This is a genomic window from Arthrobacter ramosus (genome assembly GCF_039535095.1).
Lineage (GTDB): Bacteria > Actinomycetota > Actinomycetes > Actinomycetales > Micrococcaceae > Arthrobacter > Arthrobacter ramosus.
The window spans coordinates 2,375,885-2,395,217 of record NZ_BAAAWN010000001.1; the positions used below are offsets into that span (position 1 = coordinate 2,375,885).

The following is a 19,333-nucleotide window of genomic DNA, read 5'->3' on the forward strand; positions in this document are numbered from 1 at the left end:
CGACGCGACCTGTCCAGGGGTTCGCTGATTGCTGAACCCGGATAGGATCTCGGGGTACCCAGCTTCCCGAACAGTCCTGAAAGAACCGCACCGCATGCCGCACCTTGACCCCGCCCTCCCGCTCCACACCTTGCCGCAGATGCTCTTGGACGTTGCCGCCGTCGAGCGCAATATCGGCATCAAAGAGGCCTGGACACGGGAGCGCGGCATGGTGCTGGCCCCGCACATCAAGACCACCATGACAGGCGAGATCGTCCGCCGGCAGTTGCCAGGCTCCTGGGGCGTGACCGTGGCGACCACCGCGCAGGCCGCCCACGCCATCGAGTGGGGTGCCACCCGGATCCTCATCGCGAACGAGATGCTGTTCCGCGGACACCTCGAGCAGCTGCGTGCCTGGCTGGCGGCCGCACCGGAACTGGAGATCTACTGCCTGGCCGATTCAGCGACGGGCGTCCGGGCCATGGCCGAGGTATTCGAAGACTCGCCCCGGCCGCTGAACGTGCTGATCGACGTCGGAACCCCCGGCGGCCGCACCGGGATCCGCAGCGAGGCCGAGGCCGGGCCCCTGGCCGAGCAGATCCGTGCCACCGGCGGCCTGCTGCTGGCCGGCGTCAGTGCCTACGAGGGTGTGGCACCGAACACCCGCACGGATGAAAACCTGGCCGGGATCGACTCACACTGCCGCATGGCCCGCGACATTTACGATGAACTGCACCCCGCCTTCGAGGTGGAGCTGCCGGTCTTCAGCAACGGCGGCTCCGCGTTCCAGGACCGCGCGGCCGCGTTCCTGCCGCACAACGCCTCCGTGAACGTGCTCCGTTCAGGCTGCTACGTCGTGCACGATCACGGCACCTACCAGCGGGTATCCCCGGTCCCCGGCCTCACCGCCGCAGCCGTGGTGCGGGCACTGGTCATCTCCGCCCCGGAAGCCGGGCGCGTGGTCCTGAACGCGGGCAAACGCGAGCTGGCGTACGACGCCGGCCTGCCGGTGATCGTCTCCCGGTACCGTAACGGGGCCCTCCTGCCTGCCGGTGCAGGCGCCACACTGACCCGCCTCTTCGACCACCACGCCATCGTGGACGACGCCGAGGGCCTGCAGGTCGGCGACATCGTGGACCTGGGCATCTCCCACCCCTGCTCGCTGTTCGACCGCTGGCGCGAGGTCGTCGCAGTCAGCGATGACGCCGTCGAGACCTGGCGGCCAAGCTTCTAACCCGTGCTCCAAGCGGATGGCTTCTGCCACCTCACGTACGATGGTGGGATGGCCAACGATCAAGCCGAGGAGCGTGGGCGGTCATACCGGAAAGCCCCCGAACGACGAGCCCAGATTCTCTTACGCGCTATCGAACTGTTCGCCGAACAAGGAGTTGGCTCTTCGTTGCGCGCGATTGGAGCTGCGATCGGCGTTTCGCACGCCGCGCTGCGATACTACTTTGCGTCGCGCGATGAGCTCCTGGTCGCGGTCTACCGAGAACACGAAGGCATGGTTCATGAGCCGTCCGATGCGGCCGACGTCTCGGCCGTGTCCGTGATGGAAAAGAGTGCCGAACGTAACCGCGCAATTCCTGGCCTGGTTGAGCTGTACGCGACGCTGACCACTGACGCGCTACAGGAGCACCATCACCCGATCACGCGGGACTTCATCCAGGAGCGTTTCCGCCGCGTTCGGGCCGATCTAGCCGAAAGGGTCAGGGCCGGTCAGCGATCCGGATCCATCGCGGCGGACATCGATGCCGACGATGCTGCAGCGCTGGTTGCCGCCGCTTCCGATGGTTTGCAACTGCAATGGCTGCTCAGCCCGGACGACGTGGACGTGCACCGTTCGTTGGCAATCCTGGAACGGCTGTTGCCGCCTGCTGGGCCAGCCCTGATGCGTTAGCTCGCGGCAAACGGGCCTCGATGCGCCCGATCTGCACCCCCCATGTCCAAGCATTCCCATGCCCGTTCGGGGTTTCCCTGTGCGCCCGCGTCCTATATTCTTACACTGGAAGAATTCGGGTTGATCGATCGACGGACCCGCGCACCCGGCCGCTTAGAAAGCACTGTGATCCCCGAATGACCGCACCGAAGGCTGTCGAAGACTCCGACCCTGTCCTTACTGGCTCGGCGGCGGAGCGGATGACTCCGCTCCGGCTCGTCCTCGAAACTCCCCTTTACCGGGGGGCAACAGTTGCGATGTTCCTGTCAGGCCTCGGGTTCTCTGCGGCGGCACCCCAGATCGCTTCGTTCCTCGTCCATGAGCTCCACGCATCACTCACTGTTGCCGGGCTCTACTACCTGACTAGCCTCACGGCACCGATAGCGGGATACCTGGTTGGCGCGCGCTCTGACCGGACGGGCCGTCGCCTAGGCCTGTTTCGCGTGTGCGCCGTCGCCGGTTTCCTGGGCTGGACAGGAATCGCGTTCTCGACCCAGCTGTGGATGCCGTTCGTCGTAAGTGCCATTGTCCTCGGATTTGCAGGCGCCGCACGTCGCAGGTGTTCGCCGCCCTTCACGACGAGATCAGTGCGCGCCCAAAGGCGGGCAATGATGGCGTGGTCGCCATAGTACGTATGGCGTTGACCGGCGGCTGGGTGATCGGGCCGGCAGCGGGGTCATTCCTGGCCGCAAATGCCGGCCCTCGCGTGATGCTTTTCGCGACCGCTTTATGCACTCTCGCCCAAATTGTGCCGCTCCTGACATCGAGGGGATCGGCACCTCGCGGCACTCGCGTCGACATCGGGGCGGAGAGCCTACCTGTACGTGCCGCAAAGCCCCGGCTCCGGCAGATGACCCCCTTGCTCATGTTCACTGCGCTCTACATGTGCGTGTACGCCGGCGAATCGATCAAGTACGCCTACCTTCCGATCTACATGAACGAACAGCTCCGACTGACTCCTGCGCTCGGCGGGGCGATTATCGGCGTCCAGCCACTCGTGGAACTCGCACTAATGCCGTTGGCTGTCTTTGTTGCCAGGAGAACAGGGATGATGCGGCTGATGATCCTGGCAGCAGGATTCGGCGTCGCGGCGAACATCTGCTTCGCCACCACGGGCACCGCCCTCGGACTGTTCGCCGGCCAGATCCTCATGGGCGGGGTTTGGGGAGTGTTCGCGGCATTGGGCATCGTCGTCGCGCAGCGGCTGCTGCCCACAGCGGTAGCCACAGCTTCGGCGATCTTCATGAGCTCCGCCGCCGTAAGCTCGGCGATGGGCGGGCTCGCCGGTGGGCTCGGAGTCGCCACCATCGGGCTCCCGCTCGTGTTCCTCGTGCCGGCGTTGTTTGCCGTCATCGCTGCCGTCGGTCTGGCGCGGATGTCCAGTTTCACCGCACACGGTCCCTAACTATCGGGTGATGAATTCAATCAGTTGCCTCTCGCCCGTTCTACCTGCTTCCAGGATCGAGAGGCTGACAGACAATGCGTTTGCGGCGTCCACGCCGTCGACAACTGGCTGTGCCCCCTCGCGTACTGCTGATCGGAAGCGTTCGAGCGTGATGTCGTACGTATGGCGACGCTCGGTAACTGGAATCTCTCTCGTGCCGGAGTGATCCGTGAGTACGATCGAGCCTTTCGGCTCGGGAGTCATGACGTCATGTCCAAGGACGCTGCCTTGGTCACCGTTGATCTGGATGAAGGACGGCGTGAAGGGCATGGTGAATGAATCTTGGAAGTCGACCAAAGTGTCAGCGTGGTATCGGATGGACGCGCTGGAAGCGTCATCCACACCCGAAGACCAATCACTTTGCGACAGGGTTGAAGCAACGACATCGAGCGGGCGAGTGCCTAGTAGCGGATTGACGACTGACGCATTGTGACAAGACAAATCCATGACGACGCCGGCGCCCGGAGACTTTTCAAGCCGCCACCCGCGAAGGCGTTCGGGGAGGAGGGTCGAATGCCGGACATTAACGCTCAACGGTCGCCCAATGCCGCCTGAGAGGACCAGCGCACGAATAGTTTGATGGGTTCCGGCAGCTGGGAGATGGTGATTGACGGCCAGCACCACGTTGTGGACGCGACAGGCCTCCACCATGGCTTGTGCCTCTTCGAGGGTCGTTGCGACGGGTTTCTCACAAAGGACATGCTTTCCTGCGCTGGCCGCGGCGATTGTTTGCCGGTAGTGATGCTGGTTTCTGCTGGAAATGTAGACGGCATCGATGGAAGCATCCGCCAGGAGCGCGTCAAGGCTCTCATGATGCCTTCCGATGCGGTTGCGTTCCGCGTATGCCTTGGCATGGTTGGTGTCGCCGCTGACGACGCTGGCCACCACATCGCCGACACGGCGAATTGCAGGGATCATTCGAGTGGCAGCTATGTCACTGGCACCCACAAGCCCCCAGATCAGTCGTTTGGTCATTATCCTGCCTGCTTATCGTGCCCAAGGGCCGGGATTGCCGGTCTCGGCCGCCCGGCTGGCCCAACTGACTCGCATTTGTTGTCGTTATGAGGGCTCATAACGACAACTACTGCGAGCTAGTTGGGTGGCGGGGACTTAGTTGGAGGGGAAGTTGTAGGAGGCGCCGGAGGCGTGGGTGGGTTCGGGCCAGCGGGAGGTGACGACCTTGCCGCGGGTGTAGAAGGAGACGCCTTCGGGGCCGTAGATGTGCTTGTCGCCGAAGAGCGAGGCCTTCCAGCCGCCGAAGGAGTGGTAGGCCACGGGGACCGGAAGGGGCACGTTGATCCCTACCATGCCCACGGTGACGGAGCGCTGGAACTTGCGGGCGTTCGCGCCGGAGGAGGTGAAGATGGCGGTGCCGTTGCCGTAGGGGTTGGCGTTGATGAGCTTGATGCCTTCGTCCAGGTCCTCGACGCGGACGACGACGAGGACGGGTCCGAAGATTTCCTCGGTGTAGGCGCTCATGCCGGTCTTGACGTGGTCGATCACGGTGGGGCCGACCCAGAAGCCGTCTTCGTGGCCGGGGACCACGAGGTCGCGGCCGTCCACGACCATCGCCGCTCCGGCGGCTTCGGCTTCGGTGACGATCCGCACGATGCGTTCCTTGGAGGCCGGGGTGATGACCGGTCCCATTTCGGCGTCGGGCTCGGTGCCGTTCTTGACCTTCACGGCCAGGGCGCGTTCCTCGACCTTCTTGACCAGCAGCTCGGCGGCATCGCCGACGGCGACCGCGACGGAGATGGCCATGCAGCGTTCGCCGGCGGAACCGAACGCGGCCGCGGCCAGGTGGTCGGCGGCGTTGTCCAGGTCGGCGTCGGGCATGATGATCGCGTGGTTCTTCGCCCCGCCCAGGGCCTGGACCCGCTTGCCGTGCGCCGTGGCGGTTTCGTGGACGTACCGTGCGATCGGGGTGGAGCCGACGAAGGAGATGCCGTCCACGTCCGGGTGGGTCAGGAGCCCGTCGACGGTTTCCTTGTCCCCGTGCAGGACCTGGAACACGCCGTCGGGCAGGCCGGCCTGCTTCCACAGCCTGGCCAGCAGTATCGAGGCGGAAGGGGCGCGTTCGGAGGGCTTGAGGATGAACGCGTTGCCGGTGGCGATCGCCATCGGCGCCATCCACAGCGGCACCATGACGGGGAAGTTGAACGGGGTGATGCCGGCGACGACGCCGAGCGGCTCGCGGAAGGAGAACACGTCGATGCCGGTGGAGACCTGGTCCGAGTAGTCGCCCTTGAGCAGGGTCGGGATGCCGCAGGCGAATTCGATGACCTCCAGGCCGCGGCCGATCTCGCCCTTGGCGTCGGAAATGACCTTGCCGTGCTCGGCGGTGACCAGGGCCGCGAGTTCGTCCACGTGCGCGGCGACCAGTTCGCGGAACTTGAACAACACGGCGGTGCGCCTGGCCAGGGAGAAATCGCCCCACTTTTCCGCCGCGGCCTTCGCCGCGGCAACCGTGGCGTCCAGATCGGCCCGGTTCGCGAGCCGCAGCTCCGCGGTCACGGCGCCCGTGGCCGGGTTGTAGACCGGCTGGCTGCGGTCGCCGGAGCCGGCGGTTTCAACACCGTTGATGAAATGCTTGATGGTGGTCATGGTGGATCCTTTTCAGAGTCTTCAGGTGAGGAGGGGCCGTACCGGGTTAGCGCCGGCAGGCAGTCGTTCGTTGGTCCGGTCTTTTCGGAGGAAGTTACGCGTAGATTTCCTTGTAGATGGCTTGGATCTGCTCAGCGTCCGGAACGAGAGGATTGTTGCCCGGGGAACCGGAGGCGAGCGCCTGCTCGGCCATTAGCGGTATCTTTTCCTCCCAGGCTGCGCGGTCGATGCCGAAGGCTTTGGGTGTTGGGACCTCAAGGTCGCGGTTGAGGGCGTGCAATTCGGCCACCAGAGACTCGGCGGCATATTGGTCCGAACTGCTTGAACTCACAATTCCAAGCGCTCTGGCGCAGTCTGCGTATCTTGGCGCGGCAGCAGAGACCGAGAATTCCGTGACAGACGGAAACAACATTGCATTGGCCAGACCGTGGGCCACGTGGAAGTGGGCACCGATCGGCCGACTCATTCCATGAACAAGGGCCACGCTGGAGTTGGAAAAGGCGATTCCTGCCTGTGTGGAAGCCAGCATCATGGCTTCCCTGGCTTTCGCGTTCGATCCGTCAGCGTAGACCCGCCGCAGGTTTGGGCCGATAGCCCGAATGGCAGACAATGCGAAGGCCTCGGAAAAGGAGTTGGCTTTCCGGCTGACGTAGGCTTCTATCGCGTGGGTCAAGGCGTCGATCCCGGTATCTGCGGTCAGCCGCGGCGGCATTGAGAGAGTGAGCTCATAGTCAATAACTGCCGCCACTGGAAGGAACGAGATCCCTGCGCAGAGCATCTTCTCGCGGGTCTCAGAGTCGCTGATGATCGAGAACTGAGTCGCTTCCGAGCCACTGCCCGCGGTTGTGGGAATCGCAACGACTCGAACAGAAGGTCCGTTGTTGTTCCGGGGCGCCTTGAAATCCCGCATCTGGCCGCCTTGGTGGCTGAGCAGACCCAGGGCCTTGGCGGTGTCAATCGCGCTTCCACCACCAAGACCGATGATGATGTCAGCCTCGTGGTCCTGCACAGCTGCGACGCCCTCAGTCAGGGAAGCAGTCGTAGGGTCGGGGACAACGCCTGAGAAGACCGCAGCCTCAAAACCGCTCCGCTGGATCGAGTTCATGATGGAATCAACGCTGCCTGTAGTCAGCATGAACGAATCCGTAACGATGAGCGGACGGGTTGCGCCCAGTTCCTCAAGCAGGGGACCGACCTGATTTACGGCACCTCTTCCGACCTTCATGACTCGGGGAAGAGCGATGTTTGCGACCATGGAACACCTTTGTTTTCCGACCGCCCGAGCATCTGCGCATCCGAGGCGGTTCCGTGTAAATATCCGGTTCAAGTCTCAATGCATTCCGAGTCCGAATCAATGAGCAAACATGCCCTTCGATGTGCATATTTGCACGATAGGCTGGGAGGGTGATTTCCGCGGATGATCTACGTTTCTTTCTTGAGGTTGCACGGACCGGGAAGCTGGTAGCCGCCGCTCGAGGCCTCGGGGTGGATCACACCACCGTCGGACGGCGGATTTCCCACCTTGAGCGAGCCACGGCTTCCCGGCTCTTCGTACGATCGACCGGTGGCTGGACGCTCACAGAGGCCGGTCAGCGGCTAGCTATTCACGCCGAGGCTGTGGAATCGTCGCTCTTGGCGGCGGCAGAAGAGCTGGGATCCGAGCCAGGCCGCTTGTCGGGAACCGTCCGTATCGCGACCCCGGATGGATTCGGAGCCTTCGTGCTAAGTCCCGGGCTTGGAGGCTTGCGAAGAAAACATCCGGATCTTGCCATCGAGATCGTGACGGCGACCCGTTTGAACCTGCTTGCCACGAAAGAGTTCGACGTTGGGATTTCATTGGCCGAGCCCACCATTCGCGGTGTCTCGGCCACGGCGCTGGCAGCCTACCCGCTGGGCCTCTATGCCGCCCCGCAGTACTTGGAAACCAACGCAACCATTGCAGCCGTGGATGACTTGCAAGACCATTCGGTCATCGGCTACGTGGATTCACTTCTGGACATTCCTGACTTGCGCTTCCTGGACACGGCTCTGCCCGGAGTCCGCCCCGCTATACAAACGAACAACATCACGGGGCAGTGGATGGCCACGGTTGCGGGCCTTGGAGTGGCAGTTCTTCCGTTGTTCATTGGCGAGTCCGATCGGCGCCTCGTGCGGATTCTTGCCGACACGGTTCACCTCCGCAGGAAGTACTGGCTCGCGGTTCCGCGCGAACTTCAGCGTCTGGCGCGAACAAAAGCCGTCCAGAACGCGCTCTTCGACCTCGCAGCCTCCCACCCCTACCTGGAGCCGATACGGTAGTCCGGCGAATGCAGCTGGGATGGAGGTCGTGCACAGGCAAGCCCCTGCCGGTCATTCCAATTTGGTGCCTGAAAATCGGGTATGGCGTCCCGCGCAGATGGTGCTGAATAGGCTGCCGCTTGGAAGCATCGTTGACGGAGCGCGAAGTGCAGGCTCTCCGATCTGGTTCCCGGTGCCGCTGCGTGACAACCAGAGTCTGGCAGTCTCAATCCAGTGCGGGGGTGATGCCTTATCACGACGGCGGTGCCGTAGAGTCTTTGTGCCCATGTGGCCCCTTTTCGTTCTCCCGTACCCCGCCTTCACGCCTTGCGCCGACTGGCCGCAGTGCCGGTTTTTCTCATTCAGCTGCCCTCAGGGCGCTTCTTCCCCGCCCTTTGCTGCGGGTTCCCGAAGCACAAGTAGACTTCCCGCGAAGGCGGGAACGTCGAAGTAGAAACTGTGTAGGTCATCCACTGAATTGAGAGTCTCTCCGGTGAAAGCATCCGTTACCTCGGCGCCGGGGGTCAGAAGTGCCGAGTTAACTGTTCCGGAAATGCCTTCGCCGGTGAAGTTCAGGACCGTGACAGCGATGGCATCTGAGGGAAGCCGCTGGACCATGACGAGCATCCCTGGGTGCGATACGTCAGGGACGTCGATGAGTTCGCCTTTCGCAAGCTGGAGCTCTTCGCGTTTAGCGAGGACGGCGGACAACTTTCGAGCAAAAGACGTCTCGTCCTTCAGCTGCTCCGGAAGCGTTCCATACAAGCTCCTCCCCTTGGGCAGGCCGGAGGACGACTCGGCGGCGCCGGGGTTGACCCCCATCAGGTCGTGGGCACCGCGGTTGATCCACCTGGTGTCACCCGCAGACACTAGTTGAGCCACTTTGTCGACGTCCACGGAAACAACGCCGCAGAGATCCCAGCCTGAGAGAGCAAAAACCCCGGGCTGGAGAGCGTTGTACATCGATAGGAGCAGGTGCACGTCGCGGACCTGATCCACCTGCTCGGCAGTCATGGTTTCGAGGTCCCGAATGCCCAGTGCGGCCGTGATGACGCTCGCGGTGGTGCAGGCGATGCCGTTCGTGGTGAACAGCAGGTTGTACGGCGCGGCTTCTCCCGTGAGGCCGTCCCGGAGATCATTCTGGATCCGTTCAGCGACGCCGGCGCCGGTCAGGTTCTGGCCGAAGAGGTTGAAGGTCTCATCCTTATGCCGGGTAGTGAAATGGACGAGTTCATAGGTCAGTTCGTCGTGGTTCTGCAGCCCATGGACCAAGGAGGCCTGATCGACGCCGGCCTCCATTGCCAGCCGGAGTGTTAGGCGAAGGAACTCTGTATTTCCGGTAACAAGTGCGTGGTGGTAGGCCGGTCTGGTCACGAAGTCGTAGGAGAGATCGGGTCCGTTTACGGACGTTTCCTTTATATCGTCGATGGTGAGGTTGAGCTCCTGGAAAGTGAAGCCTCCGACCTTTCGCACCATGCTCGCGATGAGCTGGTTCGCGGCCTGGGACAGGGGATGCCCCTCTGACCAGCCGGGAAGTTCCTCCGCGCTCTTCTCTACGCCGAGGAATCCGTTCGCATCCAGCCTTAAGGCGCCCGTTCCAAGATCCACCAGCGAGTGGAGCGCGTCGCCGATCACAAGACGCATGCCTGCAAAAGTCGGGTCCAACCAGTTGATGGACGGCTGTCCGGCTTTGAAATAGTGCAAGTAGACCCACCGGCGCATCGTGCCGTCCGTGCCGGAAACCGCCCGCGTGGCGCTCCAGTTCGTCTCTTTGATGTCGGGTTCGTAAAAGATCACGCGCTGCAGTTGGCCGATGATATAGCCGGCCTCTTGGAGTGCCCTTTCGGCGTCGATGCTGATGTTGACCGAGTCTTTGCCTTCGGGGACGTCCGGGAGCAGATGCCAGTCTGACTCCGGGATATGGATCATATGGTAGATCCCGGGATAGTCTTTGTAGTTCATTTCCGCCAGGCGAAAGTCCGGGCCCTTGCCCGTATGCCCGGGAACGATATCATCAACGATCGTTGCGCCGTGATCAGTGGCGGCCCGGCACATTGCTCGGAATTCTTCTTCGGTCCCGAAGGACGGATCGATGGCCATGCTGATTCGATCGAAGTGTCCGTCCACGCTGGCCGTGTAGTCCCAGCCGGTGATTCCCCCGGCGCGCTTCACGGGACCCGTGTGCAGCGCATGTATGCCGATTTCCTGGAACGCATCCCAAAGACTGGGTTGCGCCAATGCACCCAAGAACGATTGCCCAGGAGCTGTAATAAAGGACAAGGGATACGCGGTGAACCATACGGACGCCCTGTCCAGGGCTGAGCGGGGACTTGGATGTGCGAACGGTTTTTGCCACATGCTCGCCTGACCTGACAGCTGCCTTGACATGGCGTCTGCGTCGCCGAGCATGGATTGGTTTCTCAGCCACTCAACATAGACGGCGTTCCGCGCATCCGGGTCAAACGGCGGTCGGCCTTCATCCAGCATTTGGCGACGGCGGGCCTTGGGACGAAGCTGACGGGGGCGGGCAGGATAGAACTGCTCATCGTAGGTAATCTCAGACAAGGCTGCAGTCACGGCCTGGTCGTCGCTCGGATCTTCCGCTGATTCACGGCTTATGGATTCCGGAGTGTTCATTTGCAGGTGTCCTCGTCCCTTCCAGACTTTGCTGTGGCCGTTAGCCTAGGCGAAGTGTCCGCACTAGACCATCGCCTCGACGAACCGCGCGGTGGAGCGCGAGCGGTTAGCGCTCCACCGCCTTATGACTAGGAAGCCCAGGCCGGCCGTTCTCCTGCAAGGCGCGCGGCCCTGATGTCCCCGGAGCGTGCATGGCCTTCGAAGTTCTCTGCCCGGGCCGCCCTACCGAGTAGTTCGCCAAGTTCGGCACTGGCTGCGGCCGAAGTTATCTCCTGGTAGGTCACGGTCTTGATGTATTTCCCGACCCACAGTCCACCGGTGTATCGGGCTGCGTGGCGGGTCGGAAGGACGTGGTTGGTGCCGATGACCTTGTCACCGAAAGAAACACAGGTATTTTCGCCCAGGAACAGCGCTCCATAGTTGATCATGCTGTCCAGTGCTTCGCGGGGGTTGGCCGTCAGGATCTGCACATGTTCGCTGGCAAATTCGTCGGCGACGGCGTAGGCCTCTTTGAGGTCATCGACCAGAATCACCTGGCCGTGGTCGCGCCAAGCCACTTCTGCGACTGCGCGGGTCGACAAGCCAAGCAGTTGACGGTCGATTTCTTCGAGCACCTGTTGTCCGACCTCTTGCGAGGTCGTGACAAGAATCGCAGGAGAGTCGGGACCGTGTTCGGCCTGGCTCAGCAAGTCAACTGCGATCAAGAAGGGATCGGCCGTCTCGTCGGCGACGATGAGAACTTCGGTGGGGCCTGCGAAGAGATCGATGCCAACTTCACCAAACAGCTGTCGCTTGGCCTCCGCGACGTAGGCGTTGCCGGGGCCGGCAAGAAAATCCACGGGTGCGATTGTCTCGGTGCCGACGGCCAGGGCTGCGACGGCCTGGACCCCGCCGAGCAGGTAGATTTCGTCTGCTCCTGCGAAGTGCATGGCTGCAATCGAGGCATCGGGCACCACTCCCCCGGCCGCTGGAGTGGCGGCGGCGACCCTACGGACGCCGGCAACCTTTGCGGTCACGATCGTCATATGGGCTGAGGCCAGAAGCGGGTAACGACCACCAGGAACGTAGGCACCTACGGCGTCGATCGGAATGTTCTTCTGGCCGAGGATGACGCCGGGTTCGACTTCCGCTTCGAACTCTGTCAGTGACTCGAGCTGCAGGCGGGCGAACCTTTCGACGTTGCGCTGGACAGTCTTGATGTCTTCAACCGTCTGCTCCGGGAGCCGGGCGATAGCGGCATCAATCTCATCCTGGGAGAGCAGGAACGATTTGGGGGACCACTTGTCAAACTTCTCGGAGTAGGACCGAACGGCCTCGTCGCCGCGTTCGCGAACGTCCGCGATGACCGTTTCGACTGTTTCCCTCACGCCTGAAGACGAGGTGGGGTCCGAGATGGTGACGTCAGCATTCTTGAGGGAAGTGCGCAATGGTTTTCTCTTTCGTTGCTGGAGCCAGAGCGCAGGTAGTGCGTGTGCTCCTCGTTACTTGGAAACCACTCAACCATAGCATTACGCTTTGGTTAAGGGCATATAGGAAAGTATTTACTTATCTTTCGATGCTCGACAGTAGCATCCTAGCAAAGGAAATGCTAGTCTTTTTTGATATATCAAAAGGTTCACTTATGAGCTGCTGCGGGTCTGTTCCGGGCTTGGCATTCGGCCCTGGACTCGTGACGGCCAGTAACAGCCACTCTCGGAGTTAGGTGACGGATCATCGATCATGAACAGCGAACGCGCGTGGAGCGAGATTTGTTGGGTGTCCGCGAGGTCCCCGCCGAGGCGTATTGGGGAATCCACACGCTCAGGGCGATGGAGAACTTCCAACTGGGCGGGGAAACGGTAGGCAGTACGCCCGGTCTCGTCAGCGCCATCGCAGCAGTCAAGGAATCGGCGGCAAAAGCCAATATGGAACTCGGATTGCTGGACCCGAACGTGGGCGGCGCCATCGTTGCCGCTTGCCGGGACTTGCGATCGGGCGGGTTACACGACCAGTTTCCCGTTCCCCTGATCCAGGGAGGCGCCGGAACCTCAACGAACATGAACGCCAACGAGGTCATCGCCAATCGCGCGTTGGAGCACCTTAACGAACCAAGAGGCTCTTACGGTCTCGTCAGCCCCAACGAACACGTCAACATGGGCCAGTCGACGAACGACGTCTATCCAACCGCGTTGAAACTTGCCACTATCCACGGCTGCCAGGGCCTCGTCGGTGCACTCGAGAGGTTTCAGGCAGCGTGTGAACGAAAGGCGCGGGAGTTTGACCACATTGTGAAGATGGGGCGAACGCAACTGCAGGACGCGGTACCCATGACATTGGGCCAGGAGTTCAGAAGCTATGCCGTCACCATCAGAGAGGACGTTGCGCGGCTGACAGAGGCGGTGGTGCATCTGCACGAAATCAACCTCGGGGCGACGGCGATCGGTACCGGATTGAACACACATCCCCGCTACGCGTCGATAGTTCGAGAACAGCTTATGGCGGTCACAGGATTGCCCGTGACAACCAGCCCCGACCTTGTGGAAGCTACTCAGGACTGCGGCGTCTTCGTTCTGATTTCCGCCGCCGTGAAGAGGGCAGCCGTGAAGTTGTCCAAGATCAGCAACGACCTTCGCCTCCTGTCTTCCGGACCTCGCGCCGGGTTCGGCGAGATCAACCTTCCCGCTCGACAAGCCGGTTCCAGCATCATGCCCGGGAAAGTGAACCCGGTCATCCCTGAACTGGTCAACCAAGTGGCATTTGAGATCATCGGCGCCGACGTAACGATATCCCTCGCAGCGGAAGCAGGACAGCTGCAACTGAACGCCTTTGAGCCGATCATAGCCTCGAGCCTGTTTCGAAGCATCAACCACCTCCGGATAGCGGCAAACACGCTCGCGGACGCCTGCATCGACGGAATCACAGCCAACGAACAAGCACTTCAAGACCATGTCGCGCGGAGCATCGGCATCGTCACGGCTCTAAGCCCCTATCTGGGCTACCACATGTCCGGGGAGATTGCCGCTGAAGCGCTGCGCACTGGCAGGGCCGTTGTTGATCTCGTGTTGGACAGGGAACTCCTCGACCCGGAACTCCTGGGCCGGCTACTTCATCCACAGGCAATCGCCGGCGGTGGCATCTCCCCAAGGAGCGATAGAGCATCATCTACCCGTGAGCTATAGGATTGACTTATGACCTTGGCCCAACTTGAAGCATTTGTGGCAGCAGCCAGCGGACAGACTTTCACGGCTGCCGCGGCCGAATTGGGCATGAGCCAACCGGCGGTGTCGGACCTCATCCGCCGGCTGGAATCAGAGTTTGGCGTGCCACTGTTCAACCGCAGTGGCCGGGCGCTCGTGCTCACGGCGGCCGGGGAGGAACTGCTACCTTACGCGGAGCAGACCGTTTTCTCCGCCAAGCAGGGCACCGAAGCAGTGAACGCCCTGCTTTCTCTGGGCGGTGGCACCGCAACGTTCGGGCTCCTGCGAAATGCAGAGTTCTACATCCGTCAGGATCTGGCCAAGCGCTTTCGCGAGAAACACCCGAATGTACGTATCCGTCTCGTGGGGCAGAATAGCGCCGAAACTGTCAGTGATGTAGTTTCGGGACATCTTGAAGCGGGCCTGGTCACTTTGCCGATTGATGACGACCGGCTGGACGTACTCCCCCTGGCCCGGGATGAGGTGGTTTACGTCAGCGCCGTTCCGGAACGTGTTCAGACACCCCCTGATATCGCTGCGATCTGCAGCGCTCCCCTGATCCTCTACGACGCCCACTACGCCCAGACAGATCCGGCCCGAAAGCAACTCTCTGCCCGGGCTCGGCTGCGTGGTTTATCGCTTAATGCAGGCATTGAAGTCGAATATCTGTCAGCCGCACTTTCACTGGCCGCCGACGGATTCGGTGACACCATCGCCTGCAGGGCTTCGCTTGAGTCGGAGGTCTTCCCGCGCGGGCTGCAAGCTGTCTCCTTGGCTGAGCCGATGTTCGACACTCTGGCACTCATCAAGCGACACGGGCAGCTTCTCTCCCCCCCGACCAAGGAGATGGCCCGTTTGGCACATTCAGCGCTTATTGACCACCAGACCTCGGACCATGGCACTGCCGAAATACTCAACGGGGCGCACGACATTGAAGCGTTTCTGACGGAGAGTCACTGACGACAAAGTCTGTCGGGTCCAGGTCTTGCTTCTCCCCCGCCGATATCGTTTCTTTCAGGAATAGAAGTGGCCGGCATCTCCCAGATGCCGACCACTTCGCCTTCGGACCAAGGCAAATTTTGTAGGAACGTGGCGCGGGCCGGGTGTCACCCGGCCGGCCTCCGCGAAAAGTGCCGGGAACTTCTACTGACCTGCCAATGATCCCGCGACACCTCCGACGCTGAAGAACTTGTTCAGCGTCGCGAAGATGATCGTGGGTGGCAGCAGCATGATGACGGCAACCGCCATAACTGATCCCCAATCGGTCGAGTGCTGCTGAAAGAAGGTCTGGACGCCGATCGGGAGCGTGAAGGTTCCTGCTGAGCGGAGGAAGATCGATGCGACAAGGTAGTCGTTCCAGGCCATCAGGAAAGTAAAGATGGCGGTCGAGAGTACACCTGGCAGTGAGTTCCGGAGCACGATGTGAAGGAACCCTTTGAACACCGATGCTCCATCGATCCATGCCGCCTCTTCGAGGCTCCCAGGGATCCCGTCCATGTAGGAGGCCATCATCCAGGTTGCCACGGACATGGAACTCGCGACATACAGAATCGTGATCCCGACGAGGTTGTCAGCAAGACCGATGTGGGAGAAGAGGATGAACAACGGAATCACAGACGTGATCACAGGCAAGGCCTGTACGACGAAGAGCAGGAGGGAATAGCCTCCGACGAGCCGGCCCCTCCCTCGCGATAGGACATAGCCGGCCGGTGCCGCGACTGCTACCGACACCACGACTGTCGCCAATGCAACCTGGAGACTGTTGACCAGCCAGGCGACCGTGCCGCTGCTACTCAGCACGTGGGCGAAGTTATCCAGAGTGAGGGAGCCCGTCCCATTGTTCGCCCTAAGCGAGAGGCCAACGGTTCCCGCAATGGGGATGAGGGCGAATGCCGCTAGTGCGACAAGGATCGCAAAGCGCAGCCATTGCCCGCGACTTCCTGCTTCGACGGACCGCCGTGGTGTTGCGATCTTGGTTCTGAGTGTTGCAGTGGTCATTGTGAGGTCGACTTTCGGATCTGTCGGAAGAGCAGCACGGCCACGATGGCCAATGCAAGGGTCATGAGGAAGGCGATGGCAACGCCCGGGCCTGTCTGGAAGTTCTGGAATACGGTCTTGTAGGCCAGAACAACCAGGGTGTTCGTCGCGCCGACCGGGCCGCCGTGGGTGAGGAGATACACGGTCGGGAAGTCGTTGACGCAGAAGATCGCCATCAAGACCCAGGAGATGTACGTGGGCTTCGCGATGATTGGAAGTGTCATGTAACGGAACTGTTGCCGGGCGCTGGCGCCGTCGATCTTGGCGGCCTCGTAGATACTTTCATCTACGGAGCTCAGAGCCGCGCTCATCATGAGCATCATGAACGGGAAGTTCACCCAGATCTCGAACAGGCAGACCGTGATCTGGGCGCCAAGCGGATCGGAGAGGAAGATGGCGTCCCCGAAGCCTAGCGCGTGGATGATCGTGGGGACAGGGCTGGAACTCGTTCCTATGAGCCAATTCCAGGACATGGCCGAGACGACAATAGGCACAACCCACGGAAGCAGGAGAATTGTCTTAAGGAGCCCTTTGGCAGGAATCCGGGTGCGGAGCAGGAGCGCGATTGCAATCCCGATGATCCAGCTTCCGAAGACGCCTGCGACCGCGAAGACAGCGGTAAATCCAGCGGCTCGCCAGAAGGCAGGATCGGCCAGGACTTTTGCGAAGTTGTCGACGCCGACAAATTCCCCTGGTGAGATCAGGCTCCCGTTGTGCAGGGCCTGAAAGGCTGCGTAGGCGATCGGGTACGCGTTCGTGAGGATGAGAATGACGACTGACGGCAAGATCAGGAAGAGCTTGGTTGCAGGCGCGCGGCCGGGACTGCTCCTTCGGCGGCGGTTCCGCGGTTCGTGGGTCGGCGTCCTCACCGTCAAGGGTAGTTCAGTGCGGCGAACGGAGGTGCTCATGGTGTGTGACGGCTTTCGCTATTGCTTCGCTAGGAGATGGCGGCCTTGATGTCGCTCTCAAGCTTGGTCAGAATGGTCTTGGACGGGGTTTTTCCGGCGAGGACGGTCTGGCAGAAGTCCGTCATCGCCTGACCACCGTCGATGGTTGCGAGCTTGGCGGTGAGGGCGCTCGATTGGGCGGCGGTCGTCTTGCAAATCGGCTGCCATTTCTCGACGACCGCCGTGTTCTGTGCGTTTGCTTTGAATTCCGGGAGCTCGGTGATGGACTTCAGGGCGGGCAGCCCCTGCATGACGCCTTTCTGCCAAAGGGTCTTCATGTTCTTGATGTAGTAGGAGGTGAACGCTTCAGACCCAGCCTGGGATGGTGTGTTCTTGTACATCATGATGTTGTTCACGTAGTACAGTCCCCCGACCTCGCCGCGGTGGGACTTGAGCGGGTCCGTCACGAGGACGTCCTTCTCGTCGCCGACGACGTTGTTGAATGCCGGGCTTTGGAATCCGAGGGCTACCTTCTTGTTCGTCCAGAGGGTGGTGAGATCGTCATCCTTCATGCTCACGGAGCCCGGGTCGACGACACCCTGCCTGACTAGCTCGGTGAGGAAATCAACTGCCTCCGCGTTGCGGTCATTGACGATGTCGAGGTCGCCATTGGAGTTGAAGAGGCCACCGCCATTGTTGATCATCAGGCTCAGGACGGCCATAGGTCCGTAGTTGCCGCTGCCGCCGCTGATGCCGAAACCGACATAACCCTTGGCAGAAGCCTTCTTTGCCACGTCCAATACGTCATCCCAGGACTGCGGCGGCGTTGCTCCGATCTGGTCCAGGATCGACTTGCGGTACCAGAAGACTTGTACGTCGAGGTTCCACGGGATGCCGACGTAACCGTCGGAGGTCTTCATCGCATCCAGTGTGTGCGGGAGAAAGTCGTCGTAGGTGCCGTCCTTCTTGAAGGAATCGATGAGATTGTCGGCGTAGGAGATCGCACCCTGCTTCGCGAACTGAAACGCCTGGAAGCCGCCACCGGTGGAGACAGCCGGTCCGGTGTTGGAGGCGATTGCGGAGGAGAACGTCTGGTTGAACCCGTCCCAGTTGACCTGCTGGTACGACACGCCCGGCATGCCGTCACCGGGCTTGTACGCCTGCGCCAAGCTTTGGGCGGCATCGCTGTAGTTTTTGTCGCCCCACGGCATGTCCCAGAACTTGACCGTACTACCGCCGCTCGCCGAAGCGTTTCCGCCGCCGACGGCGCAGGCGCTGACGGAAGCGGTGAGGGTAACGGCCCCCGTGAGGGCGAGGAAACCGCGACGAGACATGGCGGTGGGGGGGAGTAGATTCTTCATGGCTTCTTCCTTCTTGCTGGTGTGGACGGGGGCGGGAGTGGTCATCGTTGTCCTTGGTTTTCCCGCCCTCGCGTTGACATCTGGTGTCCGGCTTCGATGACCGCCGGATGCGCGGATTCGGGCGGACCGGATCCGTGACGGATCTCTGCTAGGTGTGCACTCTTGAGATCAGCTCGCTGAGGTAGCTATAGCTCTTTACCGCGGCATCCAGCGAGCCGCACTCGACCGAGAGGACGACATCGTGGTCAGCGTCCGCGAGGGTCCGGACGATCCGTTCCCAGTCGATGACCCCTTCTCCGCAGGCGCAGCCGAGCATCCCGCGGACTTTGCCGCGGTATTTCCTTGCATCCTCGACTGAGATGTCTTTGGCGTGCATGTGCGTGACGTTTGAGACGATGTCTTCCAGCCACGCATGGGGATCATTTTCGCTCAGGTAGCTGTTCCCCGTGTCTAGATTGATCGTCAGGACCGGCGAGTCGATCAGCTTCATGAGGCGGTCCAACCCGGCAGGTGTGGCGGTGTAGGGACCATGGGTTTCGATCGCAATCGCGATCCCGCGCGGTTCAGCCACGAGGGCTGCCTCCTGCAGGGTGTACTTCATCAACGTGAAGTTCTCCTCCTCCGTGGTCCAGGTCGGCAAGGGTCCGTCGTCGACCATGATCATCGGCGCCCCGCATTCGGCCGCGTACCGGATGGACTGTTTGAGGTAGTCCACGGCGATGTCGGGTTTGGCTAACGGGGCATGACTTGAGAGCGATGAAATCTGAAGGCCCCGGCTCTCGGCTGCTTGCTTGAGCTTGAGCGGGTCGTCCAGCATTGAGCGGCTGTGGAAATAGCCGGCCTCGCTGAGCAACTCCCGGCCCCAGTGGACCATCGGTTCGACATAGCGGTAGCCAATTTCTGCGGCACGGTCCATCGCCCAGTCAAATGAGCCGTTTTCGTATCGTGCAAATTCGAGGTTGAGTCCGAGCTTGATGTCACCCATGATGTTT

Annotated in this window: 16 protein-coding genes; 7 read left to right on the plus strand and 9 right to left on the minus strand. The window is 61.5% G+C overall.

The window, feature by feature from the left end; all coding sequences use genetic code 11:
- Window positions 1-94: 94 nt before the first annotated feature.
- The 4 genes from ABD742_RS11060 (at window position 95) to ABD742_RS11075 (ending at window position 3,323) form a co-directional block, all read left to right on the plus strand.
- Window positions 95-1,213, plus strand: coding sequence for an alanine racemase (locus tag ABD742_RS11060; protein ID WP_234754526.1), 1,119 nt, complete (start codon window positions 95-97; stop codon window positions 1,211-1,213).
- 48 nt (window positions 1,214-1,261) lie between these two features.
- Window positions 1,262-1,879 carry a TetR/AcrR family transcriptional regulator gene (locus ABD742_RS11065; RefSeq protein WP_234754524.1) on the plus strand — a complete coding sequence of 206 codons (618 nt, stop codon included), beginning with the start codon at window positions 1,262-1,264 and terminating at the stop codon, window positions 1,877-1,879.
- A 176-nt stretch (window positions 1,880-2,055) separates the two neighbouring features.
- The gene (locus ABD742_RS11070; protein WP_268819656.1) at window positions 2,056-2,547 is read left to right on the plus strand and encodes an MFS transporter; all 492 of its coding nucleotides are present in this window, start codon (window positions 2,056-2,058) and stop codon (window positions 2,545-2,547) included.
- A complete protein-coding gene (locus ABD742_RS11075) occupies window positions 2,535-3,323 on the plus strand; it encodes an MFS transporter (RefSeq protein WP_308193905.1) in 789 nt (262 codons plus the stop codon). Before ABD742_RS11070 ends, ABD742_RS11075 begins: the two co-directional genes overlap by 13 nt.
- On the opposite strand, the gene ABD742_RS11080 is transcribed toward ABD742_RS11075, so the two are convergent.
- The 3 genes from ABD742_RS11080 to ABD742_RS11090 all read right to left on the minus strand — a co-directional run bounded on the left by ABD742_RS11080 (window position 3,324) and on the right by ABD742_RS11090 (window position 7,221).
- On the minus strand, window positions 3,324-4,337 hold the full coding sequence (locus tag ABD742_RS11080; RefSeq protein ID WP_234754522.1) for a Gfo/Idh/MocA family protein: 1,014 nt from the start codon (window positions 4,335-4,337) through the stop codon (window positions 3,324-3,326). It lies immediately after the preceding gene.
- A gap of 135 nt (window positions 4,338-4,472) precedes the next feature.
- On the minus strand, window positions 4,473-5,966 hold the full coding sequence (locus ABD742_RS11085) for a CoA-acylating methylmalonate-semialdehyde dehydrogenase (RefSeq protein WP_344787925.1): 1,494 nt from the start codon (window positions 5,964-5,966) through the stop codon (window positions 4,473-4,475).
- Between the two features lie 94 nt (window positions 5,967-6,060).
- A complete protein-coding gene (locus ABD742_RS11090) occupies window positions 6,061-7,221 on the minus strand; it encodes an iron-containing alcohol dehydrogenase (protein ID WP_234753633.1) in 1,161 nt (386 codons plus the stop codon).
- Window positions 7,222-7,370: 149 nt separating this feature from the next.
- Here ABD742_RS11090 and ABD742_RS11095 point away from each other — a divergent pair, with 149 nt between their 5' ends.
- Entirely contained in the window at window positions 7,371-8,264 is an 894-nt protein-coding gene (locus tag ABD742_RS11095; protein WP_234753632.1) for a LysR family transcriptional regulator, read from the plus strand.
- A gap of 351 nt (window positions 8,265-8,615) precedes the next feature.
- Here the strand turns inward: ABD742_RS11095 and treS are convergent, their stop codons facing one another.
- Together treS and hisD are read right to left on the minus strand one after the other, a co-directional pair.
- Window positions 8,616-10,880 carry a maltose alpha-D-glucosyltransferase gene (treS, locus tag ABD742_RS11100; protein WP_234753631.1) on the minus strand — a complete coding sequence of 755 codons (2,265 nt, stop codon included), beginning with the start codon at window positions 10,878-10,880 and terminating at the stop codon, window positions 8,616-8,618.
- A 128-nt stretch (window positions 10,881-11,008) separates the two neighbouring features.
- Window positions 11,009-12,307 carry a histidinol dehydrogenase gene (hisD, locus tag ABD742_RS11105; RefSeq protein WP_234753630.1) on the minus strand — a complete coding sequence of 433 codons (1,299 nt, stop codon included), beginning with the start codon at window positions 12,305-12,307 and terminating at the stop codon, window positions 11,009-11,011.
- A 309-nt stretch (window positions 12,308-12,616) separates the two neighbouring features.
- Between hisD and ABD742_RS11110 the strand changes: the two genes are divergently transcribed.
- Window positions 12,617-14,038, plus strand: coding sequence for an aspartate ammonia-lyase (locus tag ABD742_RS11110; RefSeq protein WP_308193885.1), 1,422 nt, complete (start codon window positions 12,617-12,619; stop codon window positions 14,036-14,038).
- A gap of 9 nt (window positions 14,039-14,047) precedes the next feature.
- Window positions 14,048-15,016 carry a LysR family transcriptional regulator gene (locus ABD742_RS11115; protein WP_234753629.1) on the plus strand — a complete coding sequence of 323 codons (969 nt, stop codon included), beginning with the start codon at window positions 14,048-14,050 and terminating at the stop codon, window positions 15,014-15,016.
- A gap of 183 nt (window positions 15,017-15,199) precedes the next feature.
- On the opposite strand, the gene ABD742_RS11120 is transcribed toward ABD742_RS11115, so the two are convergent.
- The 4 genes from ABD742_RS11120 to ABD742_RS11135 all read right to left on the minus strand — a co-directional run bounded on the left by ABD742_RS11120 (window position 15,200) and on the right by ABD742_RS11135 (window position 19,326).
- On the minus strand, window positions 15,200-16,054 hold the full coding sequence (locus tag ABD742_RS11120) for a carbohydrate ABC transporter permease (protein ID WP_234753628.1): 855 nt from the start codon (window positions 16,052-16,054) through the stop codon (window positions 15,200-15,202).
- Window positions 16,051-17,001, minus strand: a complete 951-nt coding sequence (locus ABD742_RS11125; protein ID WP_234753627.1) for a carbohydrate ABC transporter permease — start codon at window positions 16,999-17,001, stop codon at window positions 16,051-16,053. Before ABD742_RS11125 ends, ABD742_RS11120 begins: the two co-directional genes overlap by 4 nt.
- 29 nt (window positions 17,002-17,030) lie before the next feature.
- The gene (locus ABD742_RS11130; protein ID WP_234753626.1) at window positions 17,031-18,386 is read right to left on the minus strand and encodes an ABC transporter substrate-binding protein; all 1,356 of its coding nucleotides are present in this window, start codon (window positions 18,384-18,386) and stop codon (window positions 17,031-17,033) included.
- 103 nt (window positions 18,387-18,489) lie between these two features.
- The gene (locus ABD742_RS11135) at window positions 18,490-19,326 is read right to left on the minus strand and encodes a sugar phosphate isomerase/epimerase family protein (protein WP_234753625.1); all 837 of its coding nucleotides are present in this window, start codon (window positions 19,324-19,326) and stop codon (window positions 18,490-18,492) included.
- Between the last annotated feature and the right edge of the window lie 7 nt (window positions 19,327-19,333).

Bases quoted from the DNA above. Each gene is read 5' to 3' on its own strand.
- ABD742_RS11060 (WP_234754526.1), top strand. From the start codon at position 95: ATGCCGCACCTTGACCCCGCCCTCCCGCTCCACACCTTGCCGCAGATG.
- ABD742_RS11065 (WP_234754524.1), top strand. From the start codon at position 1,262: ATGGCCAACGATCAAGCCGAGGAGCGTGGGCGGTCATACCGGAAAGCC.
- ABD742_RS11070 (WP_268819656.1), top strand. From the start codon at position 2,056: ATGACCGCACCGAAGGCTGTCGAAGACTCCGACCCTGTCCTTACTGGC.
- ABD742_RS11080 (WP_234754522.1), bottom strand. From the start codon at position 4,337: ATGACCAAACGACTGATCTGGGGGCTTGTGGGTGCCAGTGACATAGCT.
- ABD742_RS11085 (WP_344787925.1), bottom strand. From the start codon at position 5,966: ATGACCACCATCAAGCATTTCATCAACGGTGTTGAAACCGCCGGCTCC.
- ABD742_RS11090 (WP_234753633.1), bottom strand. From the start codon at position 7,221: ATGGTCGCAAACATCGCTCTTCCCCGAGTCATGAAGGTCGGAAGAGGT.
- treS (WP_234753631.1), bottom strand. From the start codon at position 10,880: ATGAACACTCCGGAATCCATAAGCCGTGAATCAGCGGAAGATCCGAGC.
- ABD742_RS11115 (WP_234753629.1), top strand. From the start codon at position 14,048: ATGACCTTGGCCCAACTTGAAGCATTTGTGGCAGCAGCCAGCGGACAG.
- ABD742_RS11120 (WP_234753628.1), bottom strand. From the start codon at position 16,054: ATGACCACTGCAACACTCAGAACCAAGATCGCAACACCACGGCGGTCC.
- ABD742_RS11125 (WP_234753627.1), bottom strand. From the start codon at position 17,001: ATGAGCACCTCCGTTCGCCGCACTGAACTACCCTTGACGGTGAGGACG.
- ABD742_RS11130 (WP_234753626.1), bottom strand. From the start codon at position 18,386: ATGACCACTCCCGCCCCCGTCCACACCAGCAAGAAGGAAGAAGCCATG.
- ABD742_RS11135 (WP_234753625.1), bottom strand. From the start codon at position 19,326: ATGGGTGACATCAAGCTCGGACTCAACCTCGAATTTGCACGATACGAA.